We start from the raw sequence: 26251 nt of genomic DNA on the forward strand, positions 1-26251 counted from the left end.
GTCCAAGACGCCCTGATCTCTTAGCGGTTCAAACCGCCGTGCAGCGTCGGCTGATCGAGGCTCGCAAACCCATAGTGGCGCAGCCAGCGCAGGTCGCTGTCAAAGAAGGCGCGCAGGTCGGGAATGCCGTATTTCAGCATCGCCAGACGGTCGATACCGATGCCAAAGGCAAAGCCCTGATACTCCTGCGGATCAATGCCGCCGGCCTCAAGCACCTTGGGGTGCACCATGCCCGATCCCAGAACTTCAAGCCAATCGTCGCCTTCACCAACTTTCACAGTGCCGCCTTCCCAGCTGCACTGAATGTCGACTTCGGCAGATGGTTCGGTGAACGGGAAGTGCGACGCGCGGAAGCGGGTTTTCACTTCGGTGCCGAAGAAGGCGGTGAAGAACTCTTCCAGCACCCACTTCAAGTTTGCCATCGAGATGTCTTTGCCCAAAGCCAGACCTTCTACCTGGTGGAACATCGGCGTGTGGGTCTGGTCATAATCGGCACGATACACGCGACCCGGACAGATGATGCGGATTGGCGCGCCGGTCTTTTCCATCGTGCGGATTTGGACAGGCGAGGTGTGCGTGCGCAATACATGCGGCGGGCGCGCATCGCCCTCGGCACGGTGCGTGTAAAACGTGTCCATTTCGGCCCGCGCAGGGTGGTGACCGGGGATGTTCAGCGCATCAAAATTGTACCAATCAGTCTCGATCTGCGGGCCCTCGGCCACAGCAAATCCCATATCTGCAAAGATTGCGGTGACCTCTTCGGTGACCTGGCTGATCGGGTGGATTGACCCAACACGGCGGGTGCGCGCTGGCAAAGTCACGTCCAACCATTCGGTTGCCAAACGCGCGTCCAGCGCGGCATCGGCCAGCGCCGCTTTCTTGGCCGCCAGTGCCGAGGTGATCTCGTTTTTCAGCGCGTTCAGTGCCGGACCGGCAACCTGACGTTCCTCAGGAGTCATCTTGCCCAGCTCGCGCATTTTCAGGCTCACTTCGCCCTTTTTACCCACGGCTGCCAAACGGATTGCTTCCAGCGTGGCTTCGTCGCCAGCTTCACCAATCTGGCCCAGATATTTTACCTTCAGATCGTCCATGACGGCCCCTCAAATTCTGCTTGCGACCTGCTACCACATGGGGCCACGAAAGCAAGGGCGGCCATGGCGCAACAGAACCGCCTTTTGCGCAAACTTGCGGTTGCATCGCGTCGCCAAAGCCCCATGTTTGGGACAACTTCGTGAGGGAGAGGGTGCATGTCACAGAAGATCACACGCAAACTAACCACGATTCTGGCCGCCGACGCAGAAGGCTTCAGCGCTGCCATGACCCGCGACGAGCTTGGCACGTTCAGCGCTCTGCACGCCGCGCGCGACGTGTTTTATAAACTGATAGAACGCCACGACGGGCGCATCGCCAATACGGCCGGCGACGGATTGATTGCGGAATTCCCTTCGGTGGTCGAAGCCGTACAATGCGCCATCGAAACCCAGCGCGAACTGGCCACACAACAAGACGGGCTGCGTTTTCGCGTCGGCATCCATCTTGGCGACGTGATCGTGGACGGTCAGGACCTGATCGGCGAAGGCGTGAATCTTGCCGCGCGGCTGCAAACTATGGCCCAACCTGGTGGCATCCTGATCTCGCAACAGGTCTATGATCAGGTGCACGCGAAACTCTCGACCCGTTTTGAATACCTCGGGGAAAAACGTCCGCGCAACCTACCCGACGACGTGGCCGTCTACCGTGTTGAAACCGGCGCGGCCATCGATGATGACACGCCGATCTGGCAAGATCCGGTGCAAGTGGCACCGCGCGCCGACCGGCCTAAAACCAAACCCAAGCCGCAGCCAAATCCGGCATCTGAACCTGCGGCGGAAACACCCGCGACCGACGCCACCACCGATTTGTCCAAGGCGCTCCGCCTCGGCGCACTGATTGCCGGCGGACTCGTGCTGATCAACATCTTCTCCGGTGGTGCGATTTGGGCGCATTGGGCTTTGCTACCGTTGGCCATGGCGGCCGGCGTAAAATTGGCGCCGGTCTGGTTGGGCCGCGACACCATCGGCGGCATCAATGTCCGCGCTCTGGTCCTGATTGCCGGTCTGATCTTGATAAACCTCTTCAGCTGGTCAGGCCATTTCTGGGCCATCTGGCCCGCTGGCGCATTGATCGCCGCAGCACTCGGTCACAAGATTTTATCGTCGGACGCAGATTAAGTTTGCGTCCGACGGTTTGGCTTATTTCCAGATGTCGGCCTCGACCCCATCCGCCATATCCGGGTGATCAGCAATGTGGAATGTCGGGGTTTCGCCCGCCGCACGTTGCGCGCGGTAATCGCGTCCAAGCTTGATCACCACGCCAGACATCATCGCCAGCGCAAACAGGTTCAGCGTCGCAAGAATGCCCATCGTGGTGTCGGCCATCAGGAAGACCACCAAAACGGCTTCCACCGCGCCCCAGATCACAAAGCCCATCACCGCGAGGCGCAGGATCGCCATCCAGATCCAGCTGGTCAGTTTCATGTAAATCAGCGCAGCTTCGGCATACGTGTAGCACGCGATGATTGTCGTGAAGGCGAACAGCAGAATCGACAGCGCAATGAAGTATTCGCCAAACGGCCCCATAAAGTGGGTCGCGGCGGCCTGTGTCATGGCAATGCCTTCCACCCCTTCGATCAGATGCGCATCGGCCAGCAGGATCATCACCGCCGTGGCGGTACAAACCAGCATGGTGTCTACGAACACGCCCAGCATCTGAACATACCCCTGGCTCGCCGGGTGGTGCGGCACAGGCGTGGCCGACGCGGCAATATTGGGCGCGGAGCCCATGCCAGCCTCGCTGGAGAACAGGCCGCGGATCACACCGTTGATCAATGCCGCCATCATACCACCGGCGACGCCGCCAACCGCCTCTTGCAGACCAAAGGCGCCCAGTACGATCTCTTTCAGGATATGCGGCACCTCGGTGATATTGACCGCCATGATCCAAAGCGTCACGGCGATGAAACCCACCGCCATAAACGGCACCAAAATGCTGGCCACACGGGTGATCTGGCGGAAACCGCCAAAGATCACCAAACCCGTAGCGATCGCCAAGACCACACCGGTGTTAAGCTTGGGGAACGCAAACGCCCGCTCCATGGATTCCGCGATGGCATTGCCCTGTACCGCGTTGAAAATCAGGCCAAACGCAAAGATCATCACAATCGCAAAGACATAGCCCAGCTTGGGCATTTTCATGCCGCGCGCCATGTAAAACGCAGGCCCGCCGCGATAGGTGCCATTCGGCCCGTGGGTTTTGTAAAGCTGCGCCAGCACCGCTTCGGCAAAGGCCGTGCCCATGCCCAACAGCGCCACAACCCACATCCAGAATATCGCACCCGGACCGCCGAGGCTGATGGCCACGGCAACACCAGCCAGATTGCCGGTGCCGATGCGCGACGCCAGACTGACCGCCAGCGCCTGAAACGGTGAAATGCCTTCTTTGTCGCTGTCATCCGAGCTCAGCGCCAGCCGGATCATCTCACCAAAATTGCGGAATTGCACAAAGCCCAAACGGGCGGTGAAATAGAGCCCGAGACCCAACAGTGCATAAATCAGCACATTGTCCCAAAGCAGCGAATTGATCTCGGTAATAATAGTGGTGATCGTCGACATAGCGCGGCCTCTAATAATCAGCGCCAGTCAAAATGATTTTCCAGCATGACAACATGCCTTAACCAGCGTCCCTTGCCGCTCCACCTAGCCGTTTTGCGCTCAGACGCAAGCCCACCAGCCCGCCGGAACCGTCCTTAGGTCACTTCTCCAAAGGAATCGGCGTAAATTAGCGCAAATTGGCGGAAATTCTCCCCAAGGTCACTGTAACAGCCCACCAACACGTACCGAGGCCACCGGCCGCGCCATCTTTCCATAGGCGGACACCGACTCGCCCAGTTCCGGAAACAGCGATAACAATTCGGCTCGCGCAGCCAGGTCCACATCCCGTATCGCCTGCGCGCCTGCATAAAAACTTTCGCTCGCCACCCCGTCAGCTTCGACGATTTGGTGGCTGTCAAACATGATGTGGAAATACGTCACTTCCGGCATCTGACGCAGCACAACCCGATCGCCATCCACCAACGCCTTTGCAGGCACAAGCACCTCATGCTCGCCGAAAAACAGTTCAGCCTGCCAGCCTTCCACCAAGATGCGGTGGTTCTGCGACACGTAATGCGCGCGCTTCGCCCCAAACACACCTCGCGCCAACCGCACCGGCGCAAAGGCACCGCGCCCCGCAACGGTACGCTGTCCAATCCACCGCACCGGCATCGGCCCATGGTCCCGCGTATGCACCAAATCCCCAACTGACAGGGTCTCAACCGCACGGCAGCCCAGCGATGTCCTTATTCGCGTGCCCGCCACGAAACAGGCCAGGCCCGTGTCACCGGCGCTCACCGTGTCATACACCAGCGTGTCAGGGTCAGGCTGGTTGAATTGCAACGTTGTGGTCGTGGAATTTGGTCCCACCAGCACCGGCAGGTTTTCCGAGGTCGCGCCAGCAGCAGCCCCATCCAGCGCCAGAATGTTCTGCGTGCCACCACCAATATCGTAGAAATCCTCCACCGTGCCCGTGTCGGTGTTGGTCAGAGCATAAGCCTCATAGTTGCTGCTGCCGCCGCCATTGGGGTCGGTCAGCAGAATCGGGAAATCATCCGCAGAAATCACATAGATGGTCTCGCCATTGTCCGGATCAACGGAGACCTGAACATCCGGATGCGTCAGCGGTATTTCGATCCCGACCGATCCGTCACTTTGGTAGAAACTGACGACAAAATCATCGGGGTCGTCGCTGCCGTTTAGAGCAACCTCCAGAAACTCGTTAACACCAGACGATGCAGCATAGGCATTCGAATAGTGCAGCTCGCTGATACGCGCCATTTAAAACCCTCACTCAGAACCAAATCACCTCGGCAACCGACCCGGTCACAGCGCTCGTTTTTGCCCGAGAATGGTGAATCTTCAGGAAAGGATTGTGGCGAAAGGGTGGATATCAGGTTTATTTGGCCGCAAAAACAACCCCGCATATGTGTGATGCATCTGGTCACTTTTCTTTGAGTTGAAATCAGGGTTTGGCTCAGTTGGTGAACTTCACCGCCGTCCCTGTCAGCTTTCGACACGGGCGCCCAATACCGGCGCACGAAAAAGGCCGCCCCGATTACCGGAGCGGCCTTTCAAATCTTGAACTGCTGTGTCGCTTACGCGGCCAGAGCTGCTTGCGCCTGCTCAACGATCGCGGTGAACGCGTCGGGCTCATGCACGGCCAGATCGGCCAGAACCTTACGGTCCACTTCGATGCCGGCCAGGTTCAGACCATTGATGAAGCGGCTGTATGTCAGTGCTTCGTCATGCGCACGTACCGCAGCGTTGATACGCTGGATCCACAGTGCGCGGAAATTACGCTTACGATTCTTACGGTCGCGTGTTGCGTACTGGTTCGCCTTATCGACGGCCTGCGACGCTACCTTGAACGTATTTTTGCGACGACCATAATAACCTTTGGCGGCTTTGATGATCTTCTTGTGACGGGCGTGGGTTACGGTTCCACCTTTAACGCGGGACATATCTCAATCTCCTCTTAGCGATCGTAGGGCATGAAGCCCTTGACGATTTTTGCGTCGGGGGCGGACAGAGTAGTCGTGCCACGAGCGTTACGAATAAATTTGCGAGTGCGTTTGATCATGCCGTGGCGTTTACCCGCCTGGCCTGCCAAAACTTTGCCGGTCGCAGTGACCTTAAAGCGCTTTTTGGCGCTCGACTTCGTCTTCATCTTAGGCATTTCCGTCTCCTTTAGTATTCGGTCGGTGACAAACGCGACTCGGCATGCCTTTCAGGCCGGTCGCGCGAATAGAGGCGCCGTATAGTCCGCCTTTTCTGACTCTGCAAGCGATTAATGCGGCTTTTTCCAGTGCCCGTTCGTCAGGAATGCATCATATAGGCAATCACGCGCACAATCACATTGGGCAACTCGGCAATCGAGTATCTGGACGGATCGAGAATCCACCCGGTCGCCAGAATCGATGCCGCCAGAATGAACGCCGCCATCGCCTTGGTCGGGCGCCGTTCATCGGCATAGCCAGACAACATTGCCGGTATGGAAAACAGCCCGATCAAGGCGCCGATCGCGATCAGATAGTCAGTGGTCATAGTATCGTATGGTTACCCCGGCTGGTCCGGGCACACGCTACTCTTCTTCCATGTTGAAAATCAAACGCTCTTCACAAGGGGCCACACGCAGAATGTTTGTTGTGCCCGGCACGTTGAACGGAAGACCCGCTGTAACCACAATCTGATCATCGTTGGTGGCGTAGCCAAGATCCCGCGCGGCACGCGCCGAGGCCACAACCGCCATTTTGAACCGCGACACATCGGAGACGATCACACAGTTCGTGCCCCAGCTCAGCGCCAGCCGCCGCGACGTGCCCCGCAGGGACGTCATCGCGATGATCGGCACCCGTGGGCGCTCACGCGCAATCAACAATGCTGTGGTGCCGGACTGGCTAAAGCAACAGATCGCGGCCACTTCGGTGGTTTCCGCGATTTCCCGCGCGGCTGACACGATGGCATCCGCCACGGTCGAGCGTGGTGCGCTACGGCTGGCTTCGATGATCTCGCGATAGGTCGGGTCGCTTTCCACCTCGACCGCCACGTCGTTCATCGTGGTCACTGCTTCGACCGGATACTGGCCGGCAGCTGATTCCGCTGACAACATAATGGCGTCCGCGCCTTCGTAGATCGCGGTGGCCACGTCGCTCACCTCGGCTCGGGTCGGCATTGGGCTTTCGATCATGCTTTCCAACATCTGTGTGGCCACGATCACCGGCTTGGCCGCCTGACGGCATTTGCGCACCAGACGTTTCTGGATCGGCGGCACCGCACTGACCGGCAGTTCCACACCCAGATCACCGCGCGCCACCATGATGCCGTCGCTGGCCTTCAGGATTTCGCCAAAGCTTTCGACTGCGGCAGGTTTTTCAATCTTGGACAGGATCGCCGCCCGCCCCTGCGCCAGCCCGCGCGCTTCTTCGACATCTTCTGGGCGCTGCACAAACGACAACGCCAGCCAATCAACGCCAAGACCGCACACAAACTCCAGGTCGTCACGGTCCTTTTCCGACAACGCCGCCAGCGGCAATACCACGTCGGGAACGTTCACGCCTTTGCGGTTGGAAATCGTCCCGCCAATTGTCACGCTGCAGTCCGCATAATCGTCCCCGCAAGCGTCCACTTTCAAACGGATCTTCCCGTCGTTGACCAGAAGGTTCGATCCCGCCTCCAGCGCGGCAAAAATTTCGGGGTGGGGCAAGCACACGCGCGTGATGTCGCCCTCGGCTTCGTCCAGATCAAGCCGGAACTTCGCGCCTTCAACCAGCTCTTCCTCACCGTTGGCAAACACGCCAACACGCAACTTCGGCCCCTGAAGGTCCGCCAGAATGGCAATCGGGCTTTGCAGGTCTTTTTCGACCTGCCGGATAATACGGTGCTTTTCGCGGATTTCGTCATGACTGCCGTGACTCATGTTCAGACGGAAAACGTCCGCCCCGGCCTCGTGCAATCCACGGATCATGTCATAGGTTTCCGACGCTGGGCCCAGCGTCGCCACGATCTTTACGTTTCTCAGTCGTCTCATAATGTCATCATCCCCGAACTGGCGTCTTACCCTTAGGTGACCCTGCTACATCGCTCTTGCCGACCCCGATACTTGTTAACGCTAACAAAAGCAACATTCAGCGGCCGGATTTCCTTTCGAATTGAACTGGATTAGATGTGTATCAAACCAATGACAGGCCCATGACAAACACATCTTTCTCCATCTACGGCGCAGACCGTCCCGCCCGCTGGCTGATCACCTGTGATCATGCCTCCAATTCCGTGCCCGCCGATATCAATGGCGGCGATCTCGGCATTGGTGCGGACAACATGTCCCGCCACATCGCGTTTGACGTTGGCATCAAAGGCACCTCGCAACGCCTCGGAGAGCTGCTGGACGCGCCGGTGATCTGCTCCAACTTTTCCCGTCTGGTGATTGACCCCAACCGCGGCATGGATGATCCGACCTTGGTCATGCGCCTGTATGACGGCACCATCATTCCCGCCAATCGTCATGTGGACGACCCCGAAATCGCCCGCCGCGTCGACACTCTTTATCGCCCCTATCATGAGGCGCTGGAAAGCCTTGCAGCCGCGCGGGACAACGTAATCGTTGTCGCCATGCACAGCTTTTCCCCCAAACTCAACGGCCGCGCCCCGCGCCCGTGGGAAATCGGCATCCTCTATTCGCGCACCTTTCAAGACTTCAGCCACGCCCTGCTGGCCCGCCTGCGCCGCGAGACCGACCTGACCGTTGGCGAAAACGTGCCTTATGACGGCCATCTGCCAGGTGACAGCATCGACCAACACGCCCTGCGCCAAGGCCGCCTGAACACGCTTGTCGAGCTGCGCAACGACGAAATCGAAACGCCCGAAGGGCAAGCAGCATGGGCGGAACGCCTTGCGCCAATTCTGACCGAAGCGCTGGCGGAAAGCGGCTTATAATCCTGCAAAATCAATGTCGTCTTTCTTGCCAACACAAGGTCAAATACCCATATATTTGGTGACCCTTTGGAAAGGAGATCACTCATGACAATCGCCACTCTTACTGCTTTCTTCGGCTGGATGACCGTAATCCATTTCGCGGTTCTGATCTTCGCCGCCGTGGTAATCTACGCGCTCGGCGACTGGGCCACAGGGCTTCACGCCCGCATGTTCGGCCTCAAACAAGAGGCCGCACGCCAGACCTTCTATAACTGGCTCGCCTTCTACAAACTTCTGATCTTTGTTTTCGCCCTCGTACCGTGGCTCGCGCTCAAGATCATGTGACGCCGCTTGCCCCCGCGCCGACGGATTGCTAGGCCTAAGCCAAGCCAGTCGCAGGAGGACCCCATGGACAAGCAAACCCAGATCGAACTCGAAGCCGCCGCCTTCCGCACTCTGCGCGAGCATCTGATGGACAAGCGCACCGATGTGCAAAACATCGACATGATGAACCTCGCCGGGTTTTGCCGCAATTGCCTGTCGCGTTGGTATCAAGAGGCCGCAAACGCGCGCGGTATCGAGATGGACAAAAACCAAGCCCGTGAGATTTTCTACGGCATGACAATGGACGAATGGAAATCCACCTATCAAACCGACGCCAGCCCACAAAAGCAGGTCGAATTTGAGGTCGCTTTCAAAGAAAACGTCGGCGGAAAAGACTAATCAGCCAACACATTGCAGCCACATTTGCCGCAATTGTTTCCAATTTAGCTCCAATTTTCGGTAAATTTGGCCGGTAGGTCTGCCCCTAATTTCAGGCTTTAGGGGCAGAAAATGATTGGCTTATTGGCACTTGCAACAGTGGTCGGCGGAAGCGTCTTGATTTCGACGCTCGAAGCTGAAGATGAGATTTCGTCCGCAACCGATACAGACGCCCCGGATCCCGATCCGGAAGATCTTCCTATTGCCGATGTGTCCGTACTGATTGACGGCACCACCGCCGACGACACGCTTTCGGGCGGTGATGCAAACGACACCATCAACGGCGGCGGTGGCAACGATTGGATCCTCTCGGGCGGCGGCAACGACTCTGTCTCCGGCGGCGCTGATGATGACCGCATCGCCCTGGGTGGCGGCAGCGACATATACGGCGGTGACGGCGTGGACGAGTCCGGCAACGACACCGTGCGTGGCGGCAGCGGCAATGACTGGCTCTTTGACGTCACAGGCGCCGACACGCTTTTGGGTGGCCTGAACGAAGACACGTTGATCGGCGCGCAATCCGGCGTGCTGGATGACGAGGCCGACCTGCTGGGCGGCGGCTATGGCGACGACGTAATTCTTGGTGACAATGGCGACACCATCAACGGCGGCGAAGGCGTGGACACCTTTGGCATCGGCTTTGAATTTGGCCAGGGCTTTGATGCGGTGACCATCACCGATTTTGAATCCACCACCGAGGCCCTGACCCTCGCGGTCACCGGTGACATCGTTCCCGGTTCGCTGGAATGGTCCGTCAGCCTTGACGAGGCCACCGGCATCGCCACCATCGACATTTGGGGCAACGAAGACACCGGCAGCGGCCCTGTCGCCCTGCCTCCCGAAACCGTTCTGATTTTGGAGAACATGGACGCGGCCAGCGTGGCTGCCCTCAACCTCCTGTTTGCCGACGATCTTTCCGAGGTGGAATCCGGCACTGCGCCCGAAACCACTGAAGTGGCTCTCACAGATGGCGCCGATACACACACCGGCACAGATGCCGATGAAACTGTGCATGGCGGTGCTGGTGACGACACACTCTCTGGCGGCGCTGGTGACGACGTGATCACCGCAGGCGACGGCAACGACAGCGTTGACGGCGGCGAAGACGATGACCGCTTGGTTGCCGGCGATGGCAACGACACCATTTCCGGCGGCGAAGGCGACGACACTGTGGTCGGCGGCGACGGCAACGACTTCTACGGCTATGACGGCGCAACCACCACTAACGAAGGCGGCGATGATCTTGTGCGCGGCGGTCAGGGCGATGACTGGCTGCAGGACGCCGAGGGCGCTGACACGCTCTATGGCGGCTTGGGCGACGACACGGTATCCGGTGCTGACGTTGATGTCTTTGATGCCGAGGCAGACTGGGTCAGCGGCGGCTACGGCAACGACGTTGTGGTGGGTGACAACGGCGACACGCTTGTCGGCGGAGAAGGTCATGATGAATTTGGTGTCGGCTTTGATTTCGGCGCAGGATATGACGCGGTGACCATCACCGATCTGGACGCTGAAAACGAAGCCATCACCATCGCAATTTCCAGCGATGCGGCAGTGGACAACATGGATTGGTCCGTCAGCTTTGATGCGGCCACTGGCATTGCCACCATCGATATCTGGGGCACCGAAGACAGCGGCTCAGGCCCCGTAGCGGTTCCTGCTGAGACGGTGCTTGTTCTTGAAGGCATGACCGCTGAGGACGTTGCCGCCCTGTCAATCGCCTTCAGCTACTGACAGACCCGCGACCCTGCGCAGCACGCGGCAGCGTTTGGCAAACTCAAACAAAAAAGGCGGGGAACACCTCGCCTTTTTTGCGTTTTCACAAAGCTTTAGATCGCCGCTTTCAGGCTCTCATCCAGATAGATCTCGCGCAGACGCGTCGCAATCGGCCCCGGAGTGCCTTCGCCCAGCGCCACACCGTCGATCTCCACCACCGGCATAACAAACGCACTGGCCGAGGTGGTAAACGCCTCATCCGCACCCTGCGCTTCTTCAATGGTGAACAGCCGCTCCTCGATCTTGAGCTGCGCCTCAGCCGCCATGCGCAACACAGCCTTGCGGGTGATCCCGTGCAGGATGTCGTTGGACAAAGGCCGCGTCACGATCACACCGTCTTTGACGAAATAGGCGTTGTTGGACGTGCCCTCGGTCACATGGCCATCCTCAACCAGCCACGCATCATCGCAGCCCGCTTTCTTGGCCATCATCTTGCCCATCGACGGATAGAGCAGCTGCACCGTCTTGATGTCACGTCGACCCCAACGGATGTCCTCAATCGAAATGATCTTTGCACCCTTCTTGGCCGCAGGGCTGTCCGCCAGACCCGGCTTGTTCTGCGTGAACAACACAATCGACGGCGGTGTGTCCTCAGACGGGAACACAAAGTCCCGGTCGCCATCGCTGCCGCGTGTGACCTGCAGATACACCAGCCCCTCAACGATGCCGTTGTCCGCGACCAGCTTGCGATGGATCGCCAACAACTCGTCTTTGGTGCATGGCTCTGCCATCTCCAATTCATCAAGCGAGCGTTTCAGGCGCACTGCGTGACCTTCGAAATCAATCAGCTTACCGTCCAGCACAGACGTCACCTCATAGACCGCGTCCGCCATCAGGAAGCCCCTGTCGAAAATCGAAATCTTGGCGTCTTCTTCCGGCAGGTACTCGCCATTGACATAAACGGTGCGGCTCATCTGATCATCCTTCCTGTCTCAATTGCCCTTGATGTGCGGTATTCACACGGATTTCGCAACGGCTTTCATTGCCGCAACAGTTTCATCCAACCCGCGCCGCGCGCCGGTCTGTAGATATTCCATCGCCACCAGCGACGCCTCATGGGCGGTCTCACTTGACCCACCAACACAGTCCTCGATCACACGGCAAAAATAATCGTGCTGATGCCCGTCGACGAATGTGTAGTGCACGCAAACATCTGTCAGCCCGCCAACCATCAGCAACGTGTCGACCTTGAGCCCCTTCAACAGAATCTCAAAATCAGTCCCAAAGAACGCTGAATACCGCCGTTTCGGCACCACATAGTCCGTTGGCAAAACCCCCATCTGCTCCACTGCCAACGCGGTGTTGGGGTTGTCCTCAAGACAATGCACGTCTTCTTGCCCGTCCAGTTCGCGGCCAAAATCCACCAGATCGGGACGGTGTACCTCTTGGATAAAAATCACCGGAATATCGCTGGCGCGCGCCGCATCAATCGCGGTGCGTGCTGCCAACATCCGATCGGCATAGCCCGGCATATTGTCAATCGATCGCACTTCGCTGAAGTCGCGAAACGTGCTGGCCTGAATGTCGATCACAATCAGCGCTGCGCGCCCCTCAATCAGCTCGCGTTTGTTTGCTGCTGCGTTGGCCATATCCGTCTCCCCAAAAATTTAACCCCAAAGGGCTGCACTCGGAGGATGTACTCCCATGTCGTCAAACACCAAAGGCGTGTCGCGATCTTCCGCCAACAAAAGCGGCCCATCCAGATCTGTGACCATTGCCCCCTGCGCCACCAGCGTCGCGGGCGCCATCGCCAACGAACTGCCAACCATACAGCCGACCATGACCTTGTAGCCCTCGGCTAAAGCCGCTTCACGCAGTTTGAGCGCCTCAGTCAGCCCGCCTGTTTTGTCGAGCTTGATATTCACCACATCGTACTTGCCCTTCAGCTTGGACAACGTCGAACAATCATGCGCGCTCTCATCAGCACAAACTGGCACCGGCCGCTCCATCCCGATCAAGGCATCGTCATCTCCCGCAGGCAACGGCTGCTCCACAAGCGCCACGCCAAGCCGCACCAGATGCGGTGCAAGATCGGCATAAACCTCGGCAGACCACCCCTCATTGGCATCCACAATGATCGTCGACTTTGGCGCACCGGCGCGCACCGCCTCAAGCCGTGCCATGTCATCCGGCGTGCCCAACTTGATCTTCAACAAAGGGCGAAACGCGTTTTTGGCCGCTTGCGCCTGCATCTCGGCAGGCTCCGCCAACGACAGTGTATATGCGGTAACTTCGGGCTTTGGTGCAGGCAACCCAGCAAGCTCCCACGCCCGCTTTCCGGCTTTCTTGCACTCCAGATCCCAAAGCGCACAATCCAGCGCATTGCGCGCAGCGCCTGCAGGCAGGGTATACAGCCCGGCCCTTGTGACTGGGCCTTTGACACTTTCGATCAAGTCCGTAACGTTTTCTAACGTCTCGCCATAGCGCGCATAGGGCACGCATTCACCCCAACCGACATGCCCCTCATCCTCAACTTTCACGGTCAAAACCTTCGCCTCGGTCCGCGAACCGCGCGAAATGGTGAACACCTGCGCCAGCTTGAACACATCTCTCTCAACGGTGATCTGCATGCGCCCGCTCCTTCTTTCTGGCCCTAAATACCCTGAGGGTAAGGTCCGGCACGGCCGGACCGAGGGGGCAAAGCCCCCTTGATTGCTTTACACCGCCGCAAGCGCATCCACCAGCTTGGCTGCCCCAAACCGGAACGGATCGGTTGCGGGCAAGCCCATGTCTGCTTCGACCTGCGCCAAATAAGCTTTGGCCTCATCCTCACCCATGTTCTGGGTGTTCACTGACACGCCAATCACCTGACACCCAGGATTGGCCACCTTCGCCAAGGGCAAAGCCATATCGCGCAGCGCTTGCAACGACGGCAAATCGTATTCTGGCAAGCCGCGCATGTGCGTGCGTGTCGGCTCATGCGCCAGAACAAGCGCGTCCGGTTGCCCGCCATGAATAAGCGCCATCGTCACACCGGAATACGACACATGGAACAAGCTGCCCTGCCCCTCGATGTGGTCCCAGTGATCCGCGTCATTGTCAGGCGTCAGGTATTCCACCGAACCCGCCATGAAATCCGCAATCACTGCATCCAGCGGCACGCCATCTCCGGTGATCAGAATGCCGGTTTGACCTGTGGCGCGGAACGACGACTTCATGCCGCGCTTGCGCATCTCCGCATCCATGCAAAGCGCCGTGTACATCTTGCCAACCGAGCAATCCGTCCCCACGGCCAGCACCCGCTTGCCTGTGCGCGTCTTGCCGTTGGCAATCGGATACTCAACCTCGGGAATGCGCACATCGTGCAACTCACGCCCTGTCGCCTCGGCCACAGCCACCAAGTCCGGCTCCTCGCGCAGCAGGTTGTGCAGGCCAGAGGCCAGATCAAAGCCCTCTTCCAGTGCCATAACCAGCACCTTTTTCCATTCTTTGGAAATCACGCCACCGCGGTTGGCCACGCCAATCACCAGCGTCTTGGCGCCCGCTTCACGCGCTTCAACAAGGCTCATGTCGGTCAGCCCGAGATCGGCCTTACAGCCGTCCATCCGGAACTGCCCCACAGCGTTTTCCGGACGCCAGTCCTTGATGCCAATCGCCACCTTGGCGGCCAGCTGATCCGGCGCATCGCCCAGAAACAAAAGATACGGTGTTTTGATCATCGCGCGATCCTTTCAGTCATCCCCAAGTCAATCTTGTTGACCTATATTTGCCCACGCATCGCGCAAATTCCTTGTGAACCTCCTGCCAAATCCACACTGGGTCGAAGATTCTTCGATTATTTCATCCCCAATCGGGATTTTCTCCCGCAATCTTTATGAAACCCTCCGAATCTCCCGAAACCCCGCCGCAACGCAGCGTATTATGCCGCAGGCGCGAAAATTGCCTTGCGATCACCAGCGCAACTTCCTAACACTTCACGCAAGCCAGACGTAATTTCCTTACCGAGAGACCTGACATGAGCTTCCGCATCCAACCCGCCGCTCCGGCCCGCCCCAACCGCTGCCAACTGTTTGGCCCCGCGTCCAACACCAAGCTCTTTGCCAAGATGGCCGTCTCTGCGGCTGATGTGATCAACATCGACCTCGAAGATTCCGTTGCGCCTTCGGACAAAGACATTGCCCGCGCCAACGCCATTGAAGCCATCAACACCATCGATTGGGGCAAGAAAACCCTGTCCGTGCGCATCAACGGTCTGGACACGCCTTACTGGTACCGCGACGTGGTCGATCTGCTGGAACAGGCCGGCGAGCGTCTTGACCAGATCATGATCCCCAAGGTGGGCTGTGCCGAAGACATCTACGCCGTCGACGCCCTCGTGACCGCCATTGAGGCCGCCAAGGGCCGCAGCAAACGCATCGCCTTTGAGGTCATCATCGAATCCGCCGCCGGCATCGCCCACGTCGAAGCCATCGCCGCCGCCTCCCCCCGCCTTGAGGCCATGAGCCTGGGTGCTGCCGACTTCGCGGCCTCTATGGGCATGCAAACCACCGGCATCGGTGGCACGCAGGAAAACTACTACATGGTCCGCGAAGGTGAGAAACACTGGTCCGATCCGTGGCACTGGGCGCAAGCCGCCATCGTCGCCGCCTGTCGTACCCACGGTGTGCTGCCGGTTGACGGCCCGTTTGGCGACTTCTCAGACGACGAAGGCTACATCGCACAGGCCAAACGCTCGGCCACTTTGGGCATGGTCGGCAAATGGGCCATCCACCCCAAACAGATCGCGCTGGCCAATGAGGTCTTCACCCCGTCCGAGGAAGCGGTCAACGAAGCCCGCGAAATTCTCGCGGCGATGGAGCAGGCCAAAGCCAACGGTGAAGGCGCCACGGTTTACAAAGGCCGCCTTGTCGATATCGCGTCTATTAAGCAGGCCGAGGTGATTGTGGCGCAGGCTGAACTGATCGCGGCGAGCTGAGTGCTCACAAATGATGACGACAAAAGGGGCCTCCATGGCCCCTTTCTTTATGCCAAAGCAAAGCTTTGGCAGCGCCCCGTTGACCGGCAGGGGCTTGCGCTGCAAGCTACCGAGAGGTGAAACGCCTCCACGGGGCGGGCGCTACGCTTCCAGCCCCTCGGTTCGGACGCCGTGGCTCCTCAGACTTTGCCCGCTGTGAGCAGGAAGTGGCTTAAACCATACCGGAAACTGGCCATACTTTGGGTCGAAGCTCCAACCGATCCTGTTCGAGGCCGATGATTAAGAAACATTTTGATAATTTCAGGTTGCGATATATCCAGTGAACGCAATTACTGGGCGAAAAGAGACATTGGGCGTGGAGGAAATCGAGTGGGTGCATTGCAGATACTAGTATTGGCTTTTTCGGCTTGGGGAATGTCTTTGCAAGGCGTTGATTTGCATCGAGCTGCGTGGGAGTTGGAAATTGGTGTGGATATCGTTTCGCGCGCTGTTGAGGAACGCCTGCTGCACGATGTGAGCGACGATGAAAATGGGCCTTCTTCTAATTGCGTTTCTGCAAAGGATTTCATTAATGCGTCCGGTGAAATCCAGAACTGGGACAGTTTCGTTCCTTGTACTGACGCAGATGATTTTTTCTTTTACGGCATCGGCAGGGATTTAAATCTGATAGTTCTGCATCCTGGCGAAGTCGTCGTCGAAGATTATTTTGTAATCTACAAACGCTATTTAAGCTTGAAAGAAGAATACAATATTGGACCTATGGAGGCGGGAGATCCCGGTTTTCTTGTTTTGGGGCTTGCAGCCGCTGCGTCTATTGACGATGCGGAAAAGAAGAATTTGTACGAGGCGTATTCGCTTCACCAATTAATTGTTTTGCACGCGCAAGAAATTGATCAGTCATGGCTTAGGGGAGAGACAGCTGCAAATCTGTTTTATGGGTACTTCGGCGATGCGCTTTCACCATCCGGGATCGATACTTTCGGACAACTTGTTTGCGTCGTGAAGTACGACGTACTAGGATTGTCGGTGAGCGAAATCATGGCGTCGAAAGCTTTCACCAATTGCGTCAATAACCTCTAAAGCGAAATCCTCGCCGCCATGAAACAGACCAAGGCCAACGGCGAAGGCGCCACGGTCTACAAAAGCCGCCTTGTCGATATCGCGTCTATTAAGCAGGCCGAAGTGGTCGTCGCCCAAGCCGAGCTGATCGCCGCGGGCTAAACACCCAAAGACACCGATGACAAAAAGGTGTCTCCACGGTCCCCTTTTTTGCACAAGGGCCAGCGCCGGACCGGGGACGGCGCAACACCCCACCGGCTTGGCACTTTATCTCTGCCACTTGTCGCCAGACGTTCCCGTTTCGCACATCTTAAGAAAAAGCGCCGGCCCATGGGACCAGTCCGGCGCTGGCCCGGCGACCTACGGCCTTGACTCCGGGCTCAATCTCCTTAGGCCCGCTCATCCTTGGGCGAGCCCATCACCACATAACTGGTGATCGCATGTACCTGCTCCACTGTGCCCAAAACCTCGGTGTGAAAGCGTTTGTAGGATGGCAGATCCGCCGCTTCCACGCGCAGCAGGTATTCTACCTGACCGGTGATATTGTGGCACTCCCGCACCTCAGGTGCCTGCGCCATGGCCCGCTCAAAAGCCTCCTGCGCGTGTTTGGTGTGTTGATTGAGCCCCACCGTGACGTAAGCCACGAATCCCGTGCCCAAAGCGGCACGGTTCAGCACCGCGCGATAGCCTGAGATCACGCCGGTCTTCTCCAACGCAGCCACCCTGCGCAAACAGGCTGACGGCGACAGCCCAACCTTGTCTGCCAGCGCCAGATTGCTGATCCGCCCATCGCGGCTCAACTCGCGCAATATATGTTCGTCAATGTGATCAAGATCCGCCATTAATTGCAAAAATAGATGACATGCGCACAAATACGCAACCCGCAAGCGCCCATAATGCCTCAAACTGCGCCCATGACTTACGACATCCTCGCCGCCCTCACCTTATTTGCCTTTGTGTCCTCGATCACGCCGGGGCCAAACAATCTGATGCTTATGGCCTCAGGTGCCAATTTTGGCTTTGCCCGCTCTATTCCCCACATGCTGGGCATCGGCGTTGGCTTTGTGGTGATGGTTGTGCTGGTGGGCGTCGGCCTGATGCAACTGTTTGACTATGTCCCTGTGCTGCACACCATCCTGAAGATCGCCTCGGTGGCCTACCTGCTATGGCTGGCGTGGAAAATCGCCCACGCAGGCGCACCGCAAAACGGCAGCAAAAGCGGCACGCCGATGACGTTTCTTCAGGCCGCGCTGTTCCAATGGGTCAATCCCAAAGCATGGACCATGGCGCTCACGGCGGTAACGCTTTATGCGCCCGATCGCAGCTTGTGGGCCGTTCTGTCTGTCGCCGCGGTGTTTGGCGCCATCAACCTGCCCTGCGTCAGCAGCTGGACCGTCTTGGGACAGCAAATGCGCCGTCTGCTGACATCGCCAACCCGCCTGACCACCTTCAACTGGACCATGGCAGCCCTGCTGGTGGTCTCGCTTTATCCAGTGCTTGTCACCGGCTGACGCAAAATCGTGCGCAGCTTTTCTGGCGCCACACGGCGGGGATCGCCAAGGTAAATCTCGTGGTGGTGACCGTTAAACGTCATCCCTGCCTCAGGCATCACAACATCATGCAGATGCGCCAGCACCGGCGCCTCGTCTGAATATGGCCCGACATGCAGCGTCTGAAAACAATCGCCTTCCTCCAGCGTCTTTAGGGACACCTCCGCCAGCGCCGAGGTTTCCGCGCCCTTCTTGGCCAGCTTCACCTGCGCCGCCTCACGCGCAGTGTCCAAATCGGTCTTCGTCACAGCCTCCGGTATCCGGATCATCGCGCTCCAGCGCCATGCATCGCGCTCGGCCCGCACAAAACTGCCGGGATCATCCGCCCACCACAGCGCCTCCAGCGGCGGCACCACAAAATCCGCGTCCTGCGCCTTCTGAGCAAACTTGATACCATAGGCCAACGGATAAAGCGCCCCAAGAGCGCGGGCATAGACCGGTCCGCCAGGATCGCCCTGTCCGGTGATGCTCAAAAACTGAAGCTTGGGAAACACAACGCGATCCCAGCGACCGACCTTGCCGCTGTAATACGGCTTGTCCGCCTTCTTGAAATCCAGCTTCCCGCTCATGCCGTTGCCTCTGCTCTGTCTGCAAGCGGCAGGCAAATCTCTGTCAGCAGATCTTCGCGCGGCGTTTCCATCGGGTTGTTAAGGTACATCTCAAAACACGGCGCATCACCGGGCATCTCACCGGACTCCGGCAGCCATTTGCCAAACAACGCCTCATAAGCCTGCGGAATCAACTCGTAAGGCCCCCGCAGTGTCAAAACCGCATACCGACCACCGGCAACTGCATAGCCCTCAAGCCCCTCCGGCACATCGTCCAGCCGCAGCTCCGCGCCAGCCATTGACCGCAAATCCGCCTCTGGCGCGGCCTCGGGGTTGTCGAAATAGATCCCCACCGGATTGCCAATCCGCGGCCACAGGTTGTTTTTCTGGCAGGTGGCAAAGAACGCCTCAAACGCGGCGCCAATCTGGCTATAGGCCCCCTTGTGCACCACGCCCGCAATCACCCGCGGCGCCTCGTCTCTGATCGTGACTGGAAACATTGGACCTTCTCCCTGTTTGCGTGTCATCAGCGGCGCAACGTGTACGCCCTGTTTTCTGAACTGCGCGGGACTTGCGCCGTATTGGCTGGCAAATGCCCGTCCGAAGCTGCGCGGATTGTCGTATCCCACAGCCCGCGAAATTTCTTCCGGCCGCGTGTCTTCCAACAAAAGCAGGCATGCCGCTTTGTGCAGCCGCACCCGCCGCACGGCTTGCGCACAGGTTTCGCCGGTCATGGCATGAAACACCCGATGCCAGTGAAACCGGCTCATTGCGGCCTCATCGGCCAGCCGATCCAGCGACATGTCGCTCGCCGGATTATCATGGATATAGCGCAGCACCCGTATCAACCGCTTTTCATAATTGGCCACAGACCGCTCCGTTTTCGCTCTCGCCACCACTCTGCCACAGCCCCAACGCACAAATCTTGCTGAATTTGCCAGCGGCGGGCACACTGCCACAGACGTTGCAATTCCGTCAGGTCAGCGTCATATAGCGGGCACAGGGCAAGACCGCCAAAGAGGATGCGATGACCAATTATCTCGACTTCGAAAAACCCCTCGCGGAGATTGAAGGCAAAGCCGAAGAGTTGCGCGCACTGGCGCGGACAAACGAAGAAATGGACGTGGCTGACGAAGCCGCGGCACTTGATCGCAAAGCAGCCGACCTGCTTGACGAGCTTTACAAAGACCTCACGCCTTGGCGCAAATGCCAAGTCGCCCGCCACCCCGAACGGCCGCACACCCGCGACTATGTCAAGGCGCTCTTCACCGAATTCACACCGCTCGCAGGGGATCGCAACTTTGCCGACGACCTCGCGGTTACGGGTGGCCTTGCGCGTTTTAATGACCAACCGGTGATGGTGATCGGCCATGAAAAAGGCCACGACACCAAATCCCGCATTGCCCATAACTTTGGCATGGCGCGCCCCGAGGGCTATCGCAAAGCCGTGCGCCTTTTGGACATGGCCGACCGTTTCAATCTGCCGGTGATCTCGCTGGTGGACACCACCGGCGCCTACCCCGGAAAAGGGGCGGAAGAACGCGGCCAGTCCGAGGCCATCGCGCGTTCGACCGAGGCCTGCCTGAACATCGGCGTGCCGCTGGTGTCGGTGATCATCGGCGAAGGCGGCTCCGGCGGCGCCGTGGCATTCGCCACCGCCAACCGCGTCGCGATGCTGGAACATTCCGTCTATTCGGTGATCTCACCCGAAGGCTGTGCGTCTATCTTGTGGAAAGACGCCGAGAAAATGCGCGAAGCTGCCGAAGCCCTGCGCCTGACCGCGCAGGATCTCAAGAAACTGGGCGTGGCGGACCGCATCATCGAAGAACCCAAAGGTGGCGCACATCGCGACGCCGAAGCTGCGATCGACAGCGTGAAGGCGGCAATCACCGCAATGCTCAAGGAGCTGAGCAAGAAAGACCGCAAACAGCTGATTGCGGATCGCCGCAAAAAGTTCCTCGATGTGGGCAAAAAAGGCCTCGCAGCCTAAGCGACGCTCAACGCAACGCAAAACAGGCCGTCCCTTTCGGGGCGGCTTTTTTGGTTTCCGAGAGCAGGAGATGCCTGTTCTGAGCCCCCAGCGTACGCAGCCCCGAGCGGTTCATTCTCAGTTGTTGGGAGAGTACCAGATGGGCGACGAATACGCGCGTTCCTGAGTTGTCATCGGTACATCTGAACCCATCTCGACACCAAATTTGACGGCGTCATAGGCAGTCCATCGTGGCGTCGGTATTTCGATCACCCGCGCATAGTAGAAAGCCGGTTCAGCGGGATCGAAATCCGGGTCTGTCCAAACCGCCCCCAGCTCCGATGCCCCAATTGTGTTGGTCCAAGTTGGTATGGTTAAATCCACCGTGCTTCCGACAGCTGGGAGTTTTCCGTTGTCGTCCGGGCTGCGGTCTCCGCCCCAAGCCACATCGTAGACTTTCTCCATCACATCCCCAGTTTCTGCGTCTACCCAACCCTTGATTATCTGCACTCGGTCGAGGTTTGCGCCAACAGGGTCACGCAAAGAGTAGACCAAAAAATCCGGCGCTTCACCTTGGGCAACGGACAGGTCTGCGCCCATTGGCACGCCGCCGCTATAGCCCACGCGTGCAAGATCCCGCCGCGCAATCGCATCTTCTGCGTAGTCTCCACCGAAGAAACGAACAGTCATTCGCGGACCTGTTGTGGCATAGGCTTCGCGACGTTCCATGGCGTCAAATATTGATGTTCGGGTGTTTTCTTGCGCCCACACGGCGGTCAAACCGGCTGCGTTGTATCCCCACCCGTAATACGCGACATCACCATCCGAAAGTGTTTTGCCAATATGGCTGGCACGCTCTGAGCTAGGTTCATAAGCCGTATGTTTGCCAAAGAAATTGTCCTCAGCCACGGCAGACAGGCCCGTGTGTGAATCCGTCGCAGCGCTTGCCCCGAACTTGAACGGGTTGACGCCGAGTTCAGATTGCAGGGCGAGACCACGCAGAAGACCTGACCGCGCATATTCACCGGCAAGCATCTCGGGGTCTTTTCGCACGCTGGCATCAAGGTTTCCAAAGTCCCAAGTCTCGTAGTCGGCAAATTCATCTTCCGTCGACAAAAACGGGTGTGCTTCACCATCTCCTTTGATCTGTGACCATTCATAGAGCGGCTCCCACTTCGCACGGGCTTCAGCATATTCGCGATCCAGAGGTGGCCCGCCTTCGGCAAAGTCATCAACCAGCGAAAACACCCATCCATTAGAGAGGTTGCCATTGTGGGCAATCGCAAATGCGTCCCCGCCCGTTGTGTCTTCAAAATTCTGCAACCAAGCATAAAGATCGCGCGGATTTGGTGAGCCCACCGGTGGGGTGGTCGTATAAGGCAGTATCTGGCGTGCGGTCTCCGCACCGTCGCGCAAAATCACATTGCGATGCAGGTTGTTGCCTTCAACGAGCGAGGTCCACTCAAATGCGATGAAGGTGGTAAAGACACCAGGGTCGTTGAACTCTTCCGCTGCATCAATGATCTTCTCCCAAGCCGTTCCGAATGCCGAATTGCCAGGCTGGTAATTGAGCGCAGGCGAGATTGTGCCTTGGGCAAAACCTGCAATGAGTTGCTGCATTGCACGAAGGGCTTCTTCCCCACCTGCATTGAAGGCGTTGTGAAACTCACGCCCTTGCGGGTCAGCCAGAATGTTAGGGGCCCCGGAAATAATGTCCGTGATTGCTCCCATCGCGTCGGAATGGTCAGTGATCATGTAAAAATCAAAGGGACGAAACAGCTTTACTGGCTGCCCGGTATTCGAGGTGACTTGCTCCCCACGCGCAAACCGATAAGCATCGCGAGGCATTAGGCGTGTTCCGCCGCCACCTGCATCTGCTGATAGGCCGGTGTGTACGTGCGTATCCCCAAAAAACACGCGCTCGGGATAGGCACGATCCGCATAAGGTGAATACGGTCGCCCCTTCAAAAACGCATCGCTGGCGTCAGGGGGAGAAACTTGCGCTAGGGATGCACCACCCGAAAGCATGGTCATGCACGCAAAAAGGTAAGTAATCCGCACGAGCAGTATTCCTTTTTGGTTCAACTTGTTTTCCGAATATGGCGATCCTAACCAGCCGAACTGCACGACGCTATCAATTTTTGCATCACCGCTCCGCCCCCAAAGCTGCCCCAACGCCTTCCCAATCCCCGCTTGAAGCCCACCCTGTGTCCGCTACTCTGTCCCCATGCTGACGATCCTCAAACATCCGACCTTTTCCCGCCTCTTTGCGGCTCAGATCGTTGCCCTTATCGGCACCGGCCTCCTGACCATCGCGCTTGGGCTTTTGGCGTACGACCTCGCAGGACCACAGGCGGGTGCGGTGCTTGGCGTGGCCTACACCATCAAGATGGTGGCCTACGTGGGCCTCTCCCCCGTCATGGGCGCGCTGGTCGCCCGCCTGCCGCGTCGCTCCGTGCTGATCGCCGCCGATCTGGTGCGCCTTGCTGTCGCGCTGTGCCTGCCGTTTGTCGACAGTGTCGCACAGATTTACGCGCTGATCTTTGTGCTGCAAGCCGCCTCCGCCACCTTCACCCCCACATTTCAGGCCACCATCCCCGACGTTCTGCCCGACGAGGCGCAATATACCCGCGCGCTGTCGCTCTCCCGCCTCGCCTATGATTTGGAAAACCTGCTCTCCCCCGCGCTCGCTGGCGTCCTGCTCCTGCTGATCAGCTACAGCGGCCTCTTTGTCGGCACCGCGCTTGGCTTTCTGCTTTCGACCCTGCTGATCTGGCAAACGCACTTGCCTCCTCGCACCGACAACACACAGCGCCCTTTTCTCAAACGCATAACCCGTGGGAGTTGGATCTACCTCGCCACGCCCCGTCTGCGCGGACTACTGTCATTCAACCTCTCGGCCGCCGCCGCTGTGGCCTTTGTGTTGGTGAACTCCGTGGTTGTGGTCCGTGACACCTACGGGCTGGGGGAAACCGGCCTCGCCATCGCGATGGGGTGCTTCGGCGCAGGTAGCATGACCGCAGCGCTTCTTTTGCCTCGCCTGCTCGACACCATTTCTGACCGTCGCGTTATGGGACCAGCCGCCCTTGCACTTGCCTGCCTCACCTTGCTGCACGGCGCGATCTATGCGCTGTCCGGCCCGCTTCCGTGGCCGATGTTCCTTGGCCTCTGGGCGCTCACTGGCGGTCTCTATTCGGCGGTACTGACACCCTCAGGCCGGCTCTTGAAACGCTCTGCAAATGCCGACGATCGCCCCGCAGTGTTCACCGCCCATTTCGCCCTCAGCCACGCGTGCTGGCTCATTGCCTATCCCCTCGCAGGCTGGAGCGGCGCTCAGATCGGCATGGACGGCGCTTTGCTGATACTCGGAGCCCTCGCGACCGGTGCCGCCCTTTGCGGCCGCCTCCTGTGGCGTGCCACACCCGACGAGGTGGAACACGACCACCCCGACCTGCCGGACGACCACCCCCATGTGCTGAAATACGGACGCGAAAGTCACAGCCATGCCTTTGTGATCGACGACAATCACCATACATGGCCGACTCGCCCTTAACGCCAGTCGCTCGGCGCGCAACCGTTGCACCGCCGCGCGTTGCGTTCACAAACACGGCGCTCAAAATCCGCACCGTCGCGATACCGACGTGATACCGCCGCGATGCCGAACCCCGATTTTGGCATTTTTTGAAAAAGTAAACGCGGCCTCAGCTGGCCAGCAAACGCAGGCCCTGCGTCACATCAGAACGCACCGCAAGCCGCAATCCCGGCTCATCTCCGGCCTTCAACGCGGCAATGATTAACCTATGCTGAGTCGGTGGATCCGTCCGGCGCAAACGCCCGTAAAGTGCCCGCATCGTCGGCCCCAGTTGCAGCCAGACCGTTTCCGTCATCGCCAACATCGCCGGCGCCTGCGCCCGCAGATAAAGCGTGCGATGAAACTCCAGATTAGCACGGATATACCCAACTGCGTCACGCTGCGCGACCGCCTCAGAGACCGTGTTGTTGATGCTCACCAGCCGCTCAATCAAGGCCATATGCGCACGCGGCAGAGCGCGGCTCGCAAGCTCCACTTCGATCAATGCGCGCAGTGCCGCCAACTCTTCCAATCGTTCATTGCTCAATTCAGGCGTGGACACCCGTCCGGAGGTCGACAAAAACAGCGCGCCCTCGGCCACCAGCCGCCGCACCGACTCTCGTGCCGGGGTCATCGACACGTCAAATTCCTTGCCAATCCCGCGCAACGTCAGTGCCTCCCCCGGCGCCAACTCGCCATACATAATACGTGCCCGCAACGCGCGATAAACACGGTCATGTGCAGAGGTGGAAACGTCTTGCTGGGCACGGCTTGAGGGGATCATTGGTCAATTGTGATCACAAATGGCGCGAAGGTCAATGCACCGTCATGCAAAGCGATACCGGTGCAGTTCCTGCCCCTGATCCCGCAGCCAATTGCGCTGATCCCGATAGGTTCCGTGAATACGTGTCACTTGATCCCAGAACACTTTGGAATGGTTCATTTCCGCCAGATGCGCCACCTCATGGGCAGCGACATAGTCCAGCACCTCCTCAGGGGCCATCACCAACCGCCATGAAAACATCAACGCCCCGGCGGAACTACATGACCCCCAGCGCGACCGCGTGTCCCGAAGCGTCATTCGGGTCGGATGACGTCCCAATCGGGCGCCATAATGATCCACAGCCTCCGCCAGTCGATTGCGCGCCAACTCCCGCAGAAAGCCCTGCACCCGCGCGCCCGCACGCGCCGCATCGCCGGGCACTGCGATCTCATCGACCCCAAGCACCACCGATCGCCCTGAACCGGCCACCACACGCCGCATACGCCCGCCCACCGGCAGTTCAGAGCCCAGGGCGATCTGAACCTGTGTTGGCTGCTTGTCCAATTGCGCCCGCACCCATGATTCCTTTTCGCGCGCAAAAGTCAGCGCCTCGCGCTCCCGCACGCCCTTGGGCACGGTCAGCGTCACCCGCCCGTCCAGGCGCGACACCCGCAGGCTGATCCGCCGCGCACGGGTCGAATGGCGCAAAACCACAGTCAAAGGCGGGTTTCCGGGGAAGATATGTTGCGACATTGGCCCTCCTTGGGCGGGTTCGGGCGAAACCCCTTTGACACG

The 26251-nt window shown here is 58.7% G+C and carries 27 protein-coding genes and 1 pseudogene; 11 read left to right on the forward strand and 17 right to left on the reverse strand.

Translation table 11 applies throughout. The features are described from left to right. Positions 1–20: 20 nt before the first annotated feature. Positions 21–1091: a phenylalanine--tRNA ligase subunit alpha gene (gene pheS / locus PG871_RS18350; RefSeq protein ID WP_270732068.1), complete on the reverse strand. Its 1071-nt coding sequence runs from the start codon at positions 1089–1091 to the stop codon at positions 21–23. A gap of 156 nt (positions 1092–1247) precedes the next feature. Between pheS and PG871_RS18355 the strand changes: the two genes are divergently transcribed. After that, positions 1248–2210: an adenylate/guanylate cyclase domain-containing protein gene (locus PG871_RS18355; protein ID WP_270732070.1), complete on the forward strand. Its 963-nt coding sequence runs from the start codon at positions 1248–1250 to the stop codon at positions 2208–2210. A 21-nt stretch (positions 2211–2231) separates the two neighbouring features. On the opposite strand, the gene PG871_RS18360 is transcribed toward PG871_RS18355, so the two are convergent. From PG871_RS18360 to pyk, 6 genes are all read right to left on the reverse strand, one after another. Then, positions 2232–3650, reverse strand: a complete 1419-nt coding sequence (locus tag PG871_RS18360) for an alanine/glycine:cation symporter family protein (RefSeq protein ID WP_270732073.1) — start codon at positions 3648–3650, stop codon at positions 2232–2234. A gap of 198 nt (positions 3651–3848) precedes the next feature. After that, on the reverse strand, positions 3849–4910 hold the full coding sequence (locus tag PG871_RS18365; RefSeq protein ID WP_270732076.1) for a Hint domain-containing protein: 1062 nt from the start codon (positions 4908–4910) through the stop codon (positions 3849–3851). 317 nt (positions 4911–5227) lie between these two features. Then, positions 5228–5593: a 50S ribosomal protein L20 gene (gene rplT, locus PG871_RS18370; RefSeq protein ID WP_054000660.1), complete on the reverse strand. Its 366-nt coding sequence runs from the start codon at positions 5591–5593 to the stop codon at positions 5228–5230. Positions 5594–5607: 14 nt separating this feature from the next. Beyond that, positions 5608–5808: a 50S ribosomal protein L35 gene (gene rpmI, locus PG871_RS18375; protein WP_054000659.1), complete on the reverse strand. Its 201-nt coding sequence runs from the start codon at positions 5806–5808 to the stop codon at positions 5608–5610. Positions 5809–5948: 140 nt separating this feature from the next. Beyond that, a complete protein-coding gene (locus PG871_RS18380) occupies positions 5949–6176 on the reverse strand; it encodes a hypothetical protein (RefSeq protein ID WP_054000658.1) in 228 nt (75 codons plus the stop codon). A gap of 37 nt (positions 6177–6213) precedes the next feature. After that, positions 6214–7659: a pyruvate kinase gene (pyk, locus tag PG871_RS18385; RefSeq protein WP_270732085.1), complete on the reverse strand. Its 1446-nt coding sequence runs from the start codon at positions 7657–7659 to the stop codon at positions 6214–6216. Positions 7660–7820: 161 nt separating this feature from the next. On the opposite strand from pyk, the gene PG871_RS18390 reads away from it, so the two are divergent. The 4 genes from PG871_RS18390 to PG871_RS18405 all read left to right on the forward strand — a co-directional run bounded on the left by PG871_RS18390 (position 7821) and on the right by PG871_RS18405 (position 11039). After that, a complete protein-coding gene (locus tag PG871_RS18390) occupies positions 7821–8564 on the forward strand; it encodes an N-formylglutamate amidohydrolase (protein WP_270732088.1) in 744 nt (247 codons plus the stop codon). A gap of 84 nt (positions 8565–8648) precedes the next feature. Beyond that, on the forward strand, positions 8649–8888 hold the full coding sequence (locus PG871_RS18395) for a DUF6868 family protein (protein WP_270732091.1): 240 nt from the start codon (positions 8649–8651) through the stop codon (positions 8886–8888). A 63-nt stretch (positions 8889–8951) separates the two neighbouring features. Next, positions 8952–9266, forward strand: coding sequence for a DUF1244 domain-containing protein (locus PG871_RS18400; protein WP_270732095.1), 315 nt, complete (start codon positions 8952–8954; stop codon positions 9264–9266). A gap of 111 nt (positions 9267–9377) precedes the next feature. Further along, complete coding sequence (locus PG871_RS18405; protein WP_270732098.1) at positions 9378–11039, forward strand: calcium-binding protein; 1662 nt, start codon at positions 9378–9380, stop codon at positions 11037–11039. Positions 11040–11134: 95 nt separating this feature from the next. On the opposite strand, the gene PG871_RS18410 is transcribed toward PG871_RS18405, so the two are convergent. The 4 genes from PG871_RS18410 to dgcN all read right to left on the reverse strand — a co-directional run bounded on the left by PG871_RS18410 (position 11135) and on the right by dgcN (position 14740). Then, complete coding sequence (locus PG871_RS18410; protein ID WP_270732100.1) at positions 11135–11995, reverse strand: D-amino-acid transaminase; 861 nt, start codon at positions 11993–11995, stop codon at positions 11135–11137. Between the two features lie 42 nt (positions 11996–12037). Then, on the reverse strand, positions 12038–12670 hold the full coding sequence (locus PG871_RS18415; protein ID WP_270732103.1) for a cysteine hydrolase: 633 nt from the start codon (positions 12668–12670) through the stop codon (positions 12038–12040). An 18-nt stretch (positions 12671–12688) separates the two neighbouring features. Next, positions 12689–13651, reverse strand: coding sequence for an N-acetyl-D-Glu racemase DgcA (gene dgcA, locus PG871_RS18420; protein WP_270732107.1), 963 nt, complete (start codon positions 13649–13651; stop codon positions 12689–12691). A gap of 87 nt (positions 13652–13738) precedes the next feature. Next, positions 13739–14740, reverse strand: coding sequence for an N-acetyltransferase DgcN (gene dgcN / locus PG871_RS18425; protein ID WP_270732109.1), 1002 nt, complete (start codon positions 14738–14740; stop codon positions 13739–13741). A 296-nt stretch (positions 14741–15036) separates the two neighbouring features. Between dgcN and PG871_RS18430 the strand changes: the two genes are divergently transcribed. The 3 genes and pseudogenes from PG871_RS18430 to PG871_RS18440 form a co-directional block, all read left to right on the forward strand. Beyond that, positions 15037–15996 carry an L-malyl-CoA/beta-methylmalyl-CoA lyase gene (locus tag PG871_RS18430; protein WP_270732111.1) on the forward strand — a complete coding sequence of 320 codons (960 nt, stop codon included), beginning with the start codon at positions 15037–15039 and terminating at the stop codon, positions 15994–15996. A 369-nt stretch (positions 15997–16365) separates the two neighbouring features. Further along, entirely contained in the window at positions 16366–17076 is a 711-nt protein-coding gene (locus PG871_RS18435) for a hypothetical protein (protein WP_270732113.1), read from the forward strand. 3 nt (positions 17077–17079) lie between these two features. Beyond that, positions 17080–17217, forward strand: a pseudogene (locus PG871_RS18440) (CoA ester lyase); the annotation flags it as partial. 227 nt (positions 17218–17444) lie between these two features. Here PG871_RS18440 and PG871_RS18445 read toward each other — a convergent pair. Then, complete coding sequence (locus PG871_RS18445) at positions 17445–17897, reverse strand: Lrp/AsnC family transcriptional regulator (protein WP_270732115.1); 453 nt, start codon at positions 17895–17897, stop codon at positions 17445–17447. Positions 17898–17969: 72 nt separating this feature from the next. Here PG871_RS18445 and PG871_RS18450 point away from each other — a divergent pair, with 72 nt between their 5' ends. Then, positions 17970–18566 carry a LysE family translocator gene (locus PG871_RS18450; protein WP_270732117.1) on the forward strand — a complete coding sequence of 199 codons (597 nt, stop codon included), beginning with the start codon at positions 17970–17972 and terminating at the stop codon, positions 18564–18566. Here PG871_RS18450 and PG871_RS18455 read toward each other — a convergent pair. Continuing rightward, complete coding sequence (locus PG871_RS18455) at positions 18542–19174, reverse strand: GyrI-like domain-containing protein (RefSeq protein ID WP_270732119.1); 633 nt, start codon at positions 19172–19174, stop codon at positions 18542–18544. The genes PG871_RS18450 and PG871_RS18455 overlap by 25 nt on opposite strands. Further along, a complete protein-coding gene (locus PG871_RS18460) occupies positions 19171–20022 on the reverse strand; it encodes an AraC family transcriptional regulator (RefSeq protein ID WP_270732121.1) in 852 nt (283 codons plus the stop codon). The genes PG871_RS18455 and PG871_RS18460 overlap by 4 nt, the downstream gene beginning before the upstream one ends. Before the next feature lie 158 nt (positions 20023–20180). Here PG871_RS18460 and PG871_RS18465 point away from each other — a divergent pair, with 158 nt between their 5' ends. Beyond that, positions 20181–21143 (forward strand): acetyl-CoA carboxylase carboxyltransferase subunit alpha, encoded by a 963-nt coding sequence (locus tag PG871_RS18465; protein ID WP_270732123.1) that lies wholly within the window; start codon positions 20181–20183, stop codon positions 21141–21143. Between the two features lie 117 nt (positions 21144–21260). Here PG871_RS18465 and PG871_RS18470 read toward each other — a convergent pair whose 3' ends face one another. Further along, positions 21261–23183, reverse strand: a complete 1923-nt coding sequence (locus PG871_RS18470; protein WP_270732125.1) for a DUF3604 domain-containing protein — start codon at positions 23181–23183, stop codon at positions 21261–21263. A gap of 166 nt (positions 23184–23349) precedes the next feature. Between PG871_RS18470 and PG871_RS18475 the strand changes: the two genes are divergently transcribed. After that, complete coding sequence (locus PG871_RS18475; RefSeq protein WP_270732128.1) at positions 23350–24675, forward strand: MFS transporter; 1326 nt, start codon at positions 23350–23352, stop codon at positions 24673–24675. Between the two features lie 148 nt (positions 24676–24823). Here the strand turns inward: PG871_RS18475 and PG871_RS18480 are convergent, their stop codons facing one another. Together PG871_RS18480 and PG871_RS18485 are read right to left on the reverse strand one after the other, a co-directional pair. Then, entirely contained in the window at positions 24824–25477 is a 654-nt protein-coding gene (locus PG871_RS18480) for a GntR family transcriptional regulator (protein ID WP_270732131.1), read from the reverse strand. 42 nt (positions 25478–25519) lie between these two features. After that, entirely contained in the window at positions 25520–26209 is a 690-nt protein-coding gene (locus PG871_RS18485) for a M48 family metallopeptidase (RefSeq protein ID WP_270732132.1), read from the reverse strand. Positions 26210–26251 lie beyond the last annotated feature (42 nt).

The organism is Shimia sp. Alg240-R146 (assembly GCF_947331465.1).
GTDB lineage: Bacteria > Pseudomonadota > Alphaproteobacteria > Rhodobacterales > Rhodobacteraceae > Shimia.

What these genes read in the sequence shown, in the direction of transcription:
- PG871_RS18410 (WP_270732100.1), bottom strand. Translation starts at nt 11,995, where the DNA reads ATGAGCCGCACCGTTTATGTCAATGGCGAGTACCTGCCGGAAGAAGAC.
- PG871_RS18445 (WP_270732115.1), bottom strand. Translation starts at nt 17,897, where the DNA reads ATGGCGGATCTTGATCACATTGACGAACATATATTGCGCGAGTTGAGC.
- rplT (WP_054000660.1), bottom strand. Translation starts at nt 5,593, where the DNA reads ATGTCCCGCGTTAAAGGTGGAACCGTAACCCACGCCCGTCACAAGAAG.
- PG871_RS18360 (WP_270732073.1), bottom strand. Translation starts at nt 3,650, where the DNA reads ATGTCGACGATCACCACTATTATTACCGAGATCAATTCGCTGCTTTGG.
- PG871_RS18400 (WP_270732095.1), top strand. Translation starts at nt 8,952, where the DNA reads ATGGACAAGCAAACCCAGATCGAACTCGAAGCCGCCGCCTTCCGCACT.
- PG871_RS18380 (WP_054000658.1), bottom strand. Translation starts at nt 6,176, where the DNA reads ATGACCACTGACTATCTGATCGCGATCGGCGCCTTGATCGGGCTGTTT.
- pheS (WP_270732068.1), bottom strand. Translation starts at nt 1,091, where the DNA reads ATGGACGATCTGAAGGTAAAATATCTGGGCCAGATTGGTGAAGCTGGC.
- PG871_RS18415 (WP_270732103.1), bottom strand. Translation starts at nt 12,670, where the DNA reads ATGGCCAACGCAGCAGCAAACAAACGCGAGCTGATTGAGGGGCGCGCA.
- PG871_RS18405 (WP_270732098.1), top strand. Translation starts at nt 9,378, where the DNA reads ATGATTGGCTTATTGGCACTTGCAACAGTGGTCGGCGGAAGCGTCTTG.
- PG871_RS18475 (WP_270732128.1), top strand. Translation starts at nt 23,350, where the DNA reads ATGCTGACGATCCTCAAACATCCGACCTTTTCCCGCCTCTTTGCGGCT.
- PG871_RS18395 (WP_270732091.1), top strand. Translation starts at nt 8,649, where the DNA reads ATGACAATCGCCACTCTTACTGCTTTCTTCGGCTGGATGACCGTAATC.
- PG871_RS18455 (WP_270732119.1), bottom strand. Translation starts at nt 19,174, where the DNA reads ATGAGCGGGAAGCTGGATTTCAAGAAGGCGGACAAGCCGTATTACAGC.
- PG871_RS18355 (WP_270732070.1), top strand. Translation starts at nt 1,248, where the DNA reads ATGTCACAGAAGATCACACGCAAACTAACCACGATTCTGGCCGCCGAC.
- PG871_RS18465 (WP_270732123.1), top strand. Translation starts at nt 20,181, where the DNA reads ATGACCAATTATCTCGACTTCGAAAAACCCCTCGCGGAGATTGAAGGC.
- PG871_RS18480 (WP_270732131.1), bottom strand. Translation starts at nt 25,477, where the DNA reads ATGATCCCCTCAAGCCGTGCCCAGCAAGACGTTTCCACCTCTGCACAT.
- PG871_RS18485 (WP_270732132.1), bottom strand. Translation starts at nt 26,209, where the DNA reads ATGTCGCAACATATCTTCCCCGGAAACCCGCCTTTGACTGTGGTTTTG.
- rpmI (WP_054000659.1), bottom strand. Translation starts at nt 5,808, where the DNA reads ATGCCTAAGATGAAGACGAAGTCGAGCGCCAAAAAGCGCTTTAAGGTC.
- PG871_RS18365 (WP_270732076.1), bottom strand. Translation starts at nt 4,910, where the DNA reads ATGGCGCGTATCAGCGAGCTGCACTATTCGAATGCCTATGCTGCATCG.
- PG871_RS18430 (WP_270732111.1), top strand. Translation starts at nt 15,037, where the DNA reads ATGAGCTTCCGCATCCAACCCGCCGCTCCGGCCCGCCCCAACCGCTGC.
- PG871_RS18390 (WP_270732088.1), top strand. Translation starts at nt 7,821, where the DNA reads ATGACAAACACATCTTTCTCCATCTACGGCGCAGACCGTCCCGCCCGC.
- pyk (WP_270732085.1), bottom strand. Translation starts at nt 7,659, where the DNA reads ATGAGACGACTGAGAAACGTAAAGATCGTGGCGACGCTGGGCCCAGCG.
- dgcN (WP_270732109.1), bottom strand. Translation starts at nt 14,740, where the DNA reads ATGATCAAAACACCGTATCTTTTGTTTCTGGGCGATGCGCCGGATCAG.
- dgcA (WP_270732107.1), bottom strand. Translation starts at nt 13,651, where the DNA reads ATGCAGATCACCGTTGAGAGAGATGTGTTCAAGCTGGCGCAGGTGTTC.
- PG871_RS18450 (WP_270732117.1), top strand. Translation starts at nt 17,970, where the DNA reads ATGACTTACGACATCCTCGCCGCCCTCACCTTATTTGCCTTTGTGTCC.